Annotated in this window: 6 protein-coding genes; 4 read left to right on the top strand and 2 right to left on the bottom strand. The window is 67.3% G+C overall.

Annotated elements, in window-relative coordinates; translation table 11 throughout:
* Window positions 1-140: 140 nt before the first annotated feature.
* From flgA to V3B64_RS02290, 4 genes are all read left to right on the top strand, one after another.
* The gene (gene flgA / locus V3B64_RS02305) at window positions 141-797 is read left to right on the top strand and encodes a flagellar basal body P-ring formation chaperone FlgA (protein ID WP_329913551.1); all 657 of its coding nucleotides are present in this window, start codon (window positions 141-143) and stop codon (window positions 795-797) included.
* A 75-nt stretch (window positions 798-872) separates the two neighbouring features.
* On the top strand, window positions 873-1,178 hold the full coding sequence (gene flgM / locus V3B64_RS02300; RefSeq protein WP_132810066.1) for a flagellar biosynthesis anti-sigma factor FlgM: 306 nt from the start codon (window positions 873-875) through the stop codon (window positions 1,176-1,178).
* Window positions 1,175-1,513 (top strand): flagella protein, encoded by a 339-nt coding sequence (locus tag V3B64_RS02295; RefSeq protein WP_049399388.1) that lies wholly within the window; start codon window positions 1,175-1,177, stop codon window positions 1,511-1,513. The genes flgM and V3B64_RS02295 overlap by 4 nt, the downstream gene beginning before the upstream one ends.
* 91 nt (window positions 1,514-1,604) lie before the next feature.
* Window positions 1,605-2,825 carry an ATP-binding protein gene (locus tag V3B64_RS02290; RefSeq protein ID WP_019337422.1) on the top strand — a complete coding sequence of 407 codons (1,221 nt, stop codon included), beginning with the start codon at window positions 1,605-1,607 and terminating at the stop codon, window positions 2,823-2,825.
* A 199-nt stretch (window positions 2,826-3,024) separates the two neighbouring features.
* On the opposite strand, the gene V3B64_RS02285 is transcribed toward V3B64_RS02290, so the two are convergent.
* A complete protein-coding gene (locus tag V3B64_RS02285; RefSeq protein ID WP_032127372.1) occupies window positions 3,025-4,797 on the bottom strand; it encodes an EAL domain-containing protein in 1,773 nt (590 codons plus the stop codon).
* Window positions 4,798-4,801: 4 nt separating this feature from the next.
* The gene (locus V3B64_RS02280) at window positions 4,802-6,904 is read right to left on the bottom strand and encodes a PAS domain S-box protein (RefSeq protein ID WP_329913550.1); all 2,103 of its coding nucleotides are present in this window, start codon (window positions 6,902-6,904) and stop codon (window positions 4,802-4,804) included.
* Window positions 6,905-6,908 lie beyond the last annotated feature (4 nt).

The raw sequence follows: 6,908 nt of genomic DNA, 5'->3' as shown, positions 1-6,908 counted from the left end.
CCCGCCCCCCCCCCCGCCCTTCCCACGCGCGCCCCCCCCCCCCCCCCCCACACCCCCCCCCCCCCCCCCCGACTCTACACAAGCCCCTCTGGCACACCCCTTGCACGCACCTGGGCCAGATCCCATCGACAGGAGGCGCCATGCGCCGGGTCACATCGCTCTTCGCCATCGCGCTGGCCCTGGCCTCGCCGTGGGCGGTTGCCGCCGACTGGCAGCCGGTGGCCAGTATCCGCACCGCCGCGTTGTCGACGCTGCCGGCAGGCAGCGAGGGCGAGGCCCAGGTGGCCGATGCGCTGCGCTTGCCCAGGTGTGGTGGCGCGCTACAGGTGCAGCCCACCGCCAACACCACGGTTGAAGTCAGCTGCCCGGATGCCGGCGGGTGGCGCCTGTTCGTGCCAGTAAAGGTGCGGCGCAACCAGACCGTGCTGGTGCTGAACCGTGGAATCGGTACTGGAGAAACCCTCACCGCCGCCGATATCACCACTGCCCAGCGTGATGCCGCCCGGATTGCCGGTGCGGTGCTGGCCGATCCGAATGCAGCGATCGGTCGCATCGCCCGCCGTCCGTTGCAGGCCGGAGCCCTGCTGTCGAGCAACGATCTGGTGGTGCAGCGTCTCATCAAGCGAGGAGACAATGTGGCCCTGGTTTCGCGTCGCGGCTCGGTCGAGGTCCGTATTGCAGGCCGTGCGATGGGCGATGCCGGTGAAAACGAACGGGTCTCGGTGGAGAACCTGTCCTCGCGGCGGATTGTGCAGGGCACGGTCGATGCCGCCGGTGACGTAATCGTGGCGCGTTGATTTACCGCAAAATATCCCTAAAGATCACGGCCCTGCGGCCGTTATCCCTTGTGAACGGCAACTCCAGGACACCCCATGAGCCAGAAAATCGACGGCAACCTGCAGGTCCCCCAGGCACTGCGCAGCGTGACGACCACGGCCAACAAGCCCGGCGTCAGCACCGATGCGGCGGCGCGCCCGGTCGAAGCGGCCGACAGCCTGCGCCTGACCGGCGAGGCCACCAATCTGCAGGCCATCGAGCGTGAGCTGACCACCGCCCCGGCAATTGACGCCCAGCGTGTGGCCGCAGTGCGCGAGTCGCTGCAGAACGGCACCTACAAGATCAATCCGGACGCGATCGCATCGCGCATGCTTGAGCTGGATCAGCAGCTGCACGGATGACCGCGCCGATGAGCGAACAACTGCAGCGGCTGGCCCAGGCGCTTGACGTTGAACGTCAGGCGCTGGTCGATCATGACGTACACGCGCTGATCCGGGCGACCGGTGCCAAGCTGGAGGCGCTGCGTGCACTGGAAGGCACGCCGCCGCTTGGTGAGGGGGATCACCTCCAGGAACTGGCCGAACGCAACCGAGCCAATGGCGTGCTGCTGTCGCGCCGGCGCCGCGAGGTCGATTGGGCGCTGCGCCAGCTCGGGCGTACCGAGGCCTCCTCCTCCTATGATGCCAAGGGCCAGTCGCATACGGTCACTGCGCGGCGCCCACTCGCCATCGCCTGACGCGACGGCGGTCGCACATCCCACCCCCGCGGGCTGAAGCCCGCCGCACGACCGCGTATATTGGGCGCCTGTTCGAATGCCCCGAGTCGCCGTGTCCGCTGCCAACGCCCTGGTTACCGCCCCCCTTCCGCCGCAGCCGGTGCTGCAGGCGCTGCTTGAGCGCCTGCGCGAAGGGCTGCTGCTGTTCACCGAAGACGGGCAGGTGGCCCTGGCCAACCCGGCCGCGCAGAACCTGCTGGCCAGCGGTGAGGGCGGCGGCCTGCCACCGCCGCAGCGCCTGCGTGAACTGCTGCCGCCTGATGCATTGGAGCAGGCGCGCCAGCATGGTCACTGGAACGGCAGCCTGCCGCTGGGCGAGGGCGTGGTCATCGCCCATCTGTATCACCACGGCCCGGTGGGCCAGGGGCACTTCCTGGCGTTGTTCCGCCATATCGAAGGCCAGGAAGACTACGAACGCGAATTGCAGCAGCGTCATGCAGAGCTGCGGCAGGCCTACCTGCGCCTCAACGGTACCCAGGAAAAACTGCTGCAGTCGGAGAAAATGGCCTCGATCGGCCAGCTCGCCGCAGGCGTCGCGCACGAGATCAACAACCCGATCGGCTACGTGCACTCCAACCTGGGCAGCCTGCAGGAGTACCTGCGCAGCCTGTTCACCGTGATCGAAGCCTACGAGCGCGCATTGCGGGCGCCGGACCCGAAGGCGCTGATCCCGGAGATCGACGATATCCGTGACCGCCTGGACATCGATTTCATCAGCCGCGACCTGCCGCAGCTGATGGCCGAGTCGCGCGAAGGCATCGAGCGGGTGACGCGCATCGTGCGTGATCTGAAGGACTTCTCGTATTCCGGCCGCGACGAGTCGTGGAAGCTGGTCGACCTGCACGCGGGCCTGGAATCGACCATCAACATCATCTGGAACGAGCTGAAGTACAAGGTCACCCTGGTGCGGGAGTTCGGCCAGTTGCCGTTGGTGGAGTGCCTGCCGTCGGAATTGAACCAGGTCTACATGAACCTGCTGCTCAACGCCGGCCACGCCATCGCCGAGCGCGGCACGATTACGGTGCGCACCGGCGTTGATGGCGATCATGTGTGGGTCGAGTTTGAAGACACCGGCGGTGGCATCTCGCCGGAACTGCGCCAGCGCATCTTCGATCCGTTCTTCACCACCAAGCCGGTCGGCAGCGGTACCGGCCTGGGCCTGTCGATCTCCTACAGCATCATCAACAAGCACCACGGCCGCATCGACCTGGACAGCACCCCAGGCGTGGGTTCGCGTTTCCGCGTGGTGCTGCCGGTGAAGCAGCCGCGCTGACTGCTCAGGGTAGTGCCGGCCGCTGGCCGGCAACCTCATTGAACCCGGCATCGAGAGCAGCCGGCCAGCGACCGGCTCTACCAGGGCTTGTCCCCGACCTGGATTCGCGCTTCGGGTAGTGCCGGCCGCTGGCCGGCAACCTCATTGAACCGGGCATCGAGAGCAGCCGGTCAGCGGCCGGCGCTACCAGAGGGGATCGTTACCGCAATGGGCGATCCTCCCCGCCATCTCCGCTTTCCACCGGCGCCGGACCGGCGTTGCTGCGGCGCTGCTCCTCGTAGGTGCGGAACGCCTGGTGGATGTGCTTGCGCAGCTCGTCGTCGTTCCACGGCTTGGTCAGGAAGCGATAGATCGCACCGCGGTTGATCGCGTCGGTCACGGTGTTCAGATCGGTGTAACCGGACAGCACCAGGCGGATCGTGTCCGGGTACAGCATCTTCACCCGGCCCAGGAACTCGGTGCCGCTCATGTCGCTCATGCGCTGGTCGGACAGGATCACCTGCACGTCATTGATTGCCAGCAGGTCGAACGCATCGCGCACGTTGCCGGCGGCCAGGATGCGGTAGCCGTCGCGACGGAACAGACGCACCAGCGAGCGCAGTACGTTCTCTTCGTCGTCCAGCAATAGCAGCGTGCGGTCGGGACGGGTCTCGGCAAAGGCTTCCGGACGCAGGTAGCGGCGGCGCAGGGTCATGCCGGCGGCATCGGCCGACATCGGTTCGCCGAACAGATAGCCCTGGAACACATCGCAGTCGTTGCGGCGCAGGAAGCCCAGCTGGGCCTGCGATTCCACACCGTTGGCGATCACGGTCATGCCCAGCTGGTGGCCCATGGCGATGATCGCGCGGGCGATGGCCGCCTCACGGTTGCCGGCCGGCGCGCTCTTGATGAAGCTGCGGTCGATCTTGAGCTTGTCCACCGGGTAGCGGACCAGTGCACTCAGGCTGGAATCACCGGTGCCGAAATTGTCCAGGCTCAGGCTGATGCCTTCGTTGCGCAGATTGGCCAGCGTCTCGTGCACGAAGTTGACGTTGTTGGTCAGCGCGCTTTCGTTGATCTCCAGCGTCAGCATCTGTGCCGGCACGCCCGCGGCCTGGATCAGGCCCATGACTTCAGCGAAGAAGTTGGGCCGCAGCAGCTGCAGGGTGGAGACATTCACCGCGATGGTGAAGTCGTCGAAGCCCTGGTCGCGCCACAGGCGGGCCTGCTTCAGTGCGCCTTCCAGCACCCAGGTGCCGATCTGCACGATGATGCCCAGCCGCTCGGCGGTGCGCATGAAGCGCTCCGGCACCAGCATGCCAAGCGTCGGCGACTGCCAGCGCAGCAGCGCTTCCATGCCGACCACGTGGCCATCGCGGGCGCTGACCAGCGGCTGGTAACGCAGTTTCAGTTCGCCGTTGGGAATGGCGTCCACGATCTGGCGGGCGATGATGCTTTCGCTGTGCGCGCTCGGTGGCGTATCCACGGCGTGGATGCGCACCGCGTTGCCGCCTTCGCGGGCCGCCTGGTACAGCGCATCCTCGGCGTGATCGAGCAGGCGCGAGGTGCTGCTGGCATGGTCCGGGCACAGGCTGACGCCCAGCTTGCCGGTCATGAACAAGGTGTACGGCAGCACCGACAGCGGCAGCTCCATCTGCTGCCGGATCTCCTCTGCGAAGTCCTCCGGCAATGGCACGTCGGCAGTGCGTGGCACTGCGATCAGGAACTCATCGCTGCCGTGGCGCCACAGCTTGCCGCGACCACGCAGGTAGGACTGCAACCGCTGCGCCACCAGCACCAGGGCCTGGTCACCCACCTCGGCGCTCATGTTTTCGTTGACCGAGGCGAAGTGGTCGATGTCCACGTGCATCAACATCAGTGCGGTGCCGCCCGAGGCCGCCTCGGCGACCATCGCCTGCAGCTCGGGGTTGCCGGCGCCAAGGCGATCAGGCGCATCATCGATGCTGACCGGGGGCTGGTTGGGATTCCACATAGGCTCAGTAGTCCGGTGACTCAACGGCGGCCATGCTGGCCGCCTGGTAGGGGAGGTGTACGTCGATCAGGGTGCCTTCGCCGTGTGCGGATTCGATCCGCACATGGCCACCGACGCTCTGCGCACGCTCACGCATCACGATCAGGCCCAGCCCGCGCGGACCGTCCGGGTCGAAGCCCTCGCCATCATCACGGATCTGCAGGTGCAGGCCGCGCTGGCCGACATCGCGCAGCTGCAGCAGGACCTGGCTGGCGCGGGCATGGCGCAGGGCATTGGTCAGGCTCTCCTGCGCGATGCGGAAGCAGGCCTGCTCGATGCTGTTGTCAGGACGTTGTGGCAGCGGTTCGATCTCGGCCAGCAGTTCCACCGGCGAGGAACGGAACAGCACCCGTGCCTGCCAGCTCAGTGCGGCCTCCAGGCCCAGGGCATCCAGCTGCGGCGGGCGCAGCAGCGTGGAGATGTCGCGCAGCTTGGCCACGGTGGTGTCGGCCAGGCTGACGATCTGCGCCAGATCCTCGGCGCGGCGCTGTGGATCATGCTCGTCCTGCGCAGCATGGGCGGACAGCTTGATTGCGGTGATCGCCTGGCCGATGTCGTCGTGCAGGTCGCGCGAGATCGCGCGGCGTTCGTCTTCCTGCAGCGAGAACAGTCGGCCGGCCATCGCCTGCAGCTCACGGTTGCTGGTTTCCAGTGCAGTGCGGGTGCGTTCGGAATCGCTCAGGTCGCGCACGATCAGCAGCTTGCAGTCGCGTCCGCCATAACGCACTTCGCCCACCGCCAGGCCGGCATGGAAGCTGCGGCCATCCGCGCGCTGCATCGCCACCACGCTGCTGTGACCGGGCCCCAGGTGTGGTTGGCCTGCACGCAATTGGCTGCGCACGCGGGCCAGATCGGCGCTGTCCACCAGTGCTGACAGGGGTTCGCCCAGCAGGGTGTGGCTGCCATAGCCGAACAGGCTGGCGGCCCAGGCGTTGGCGTACAGCACGTGTTCGTCGGAGAGGATGACCACGCCGTCGGGCAGTACCCGTACCAGCTCGCGGAACTGTTCCTCGCGCTCGCGCAGCAGGCGTCGCGACTGCTCGCGCTCGGTCACGTCCTGCAGGGTGCCCAGCACGCGGTTGCGGCCGGCCTCGTCGATGCCGCTGGCCGCACGCAGATGCACCATCAAGGCGCGCCCATCCATCGACAGCAACGGCAACAGCACGTCCACCTGGACCGGCTCGCCGGAGCAGAGCTCGGCCAGCAGCTGTTCGGTCTGGGTGGCGGTGGCCGGGTCGGCCGGCACCAGCAGTTCGTCGAAGCGATGCCAGCGCCGCGCCTCGGGCGGGCGGCGACCGAGCAGGCGATAGACCTGGTTCGAATAGCGGCCAAGTCCCGTGGAGGGGTCCAGCTCCCAGGCGCCGATGCGTGCCAGCTCGTGGGCTTCTTCGACCCGCGCCAGCGCCTGGTCACGGCGCAGCTGGGCCAGGTCTTCGGCGGTGCGGTCGATGGCAATCAGCAGGCGGGCGTTGTGGCCGTCATAGCTGATGGCGTTGGAGCGAAGTTCCATCTGACGCAGGGAGCCGTCGCGCAGCTGCAGCTGGGTACGCAGGATGCATAGTTCCTCCGGTGCCTCGCGGATCGCCTCCAGCTTGGTCTGCAGTGCCTGGTCCTGGCCTGGCGGCCACAGCGAATCGATGGTCTGCTCCAGCAGTTCGTCACGGTCCCAGCCGAAGGCCGTACAGGCCGCCGGATTGGCATCGAGGATCGCCAGTGTGTCCAGGTCGTAGACCAGGATCGGGCCGGGGTTGCCTTCGAACATCTGCCGCAGGCGCAGCTCGGAGGCCTGCTGGCGTGCATGGGTGTGCAGCACATGCTCGGCCAGCGGGCGCAGCAGCAGATACAGCAGGCCGGCGCTGGCAAGGGCGAAGAACGAGCCCTTCAGGCCCTGCCACAAGGCCGCCTGCTGCGGGTCGGGCACCAGTGCCTGCACTGCAGTGTCGGTGGAGATCATCCAGGCCAGCGCCATCGCCAGGTAGCTCAGCACCACCCGGCGCCGGTCGCGGCTCAGCGCCTGCGCCATCCGCGGGTCGGGAACTGGGGCGTTGCCGGTCGGTTCTGCGGGCATGGAC

The sequence above is a fragment of the Stenotrophomonas sp. SMYL86 genome, from assembly GCF_036320025.1.
In the GTDB taxonomy this organism is placed as follows: Bacteria; Pseudomonadota; Gammaproteobacteria; order Xanthomonadales; family Xanthomonadaceae; genus Stenotrophomonas; species Stenotrophomonas maltophilia_A.
This window is presented reverse-complemented; position numbering and strand designations above follow the sequence as displayed.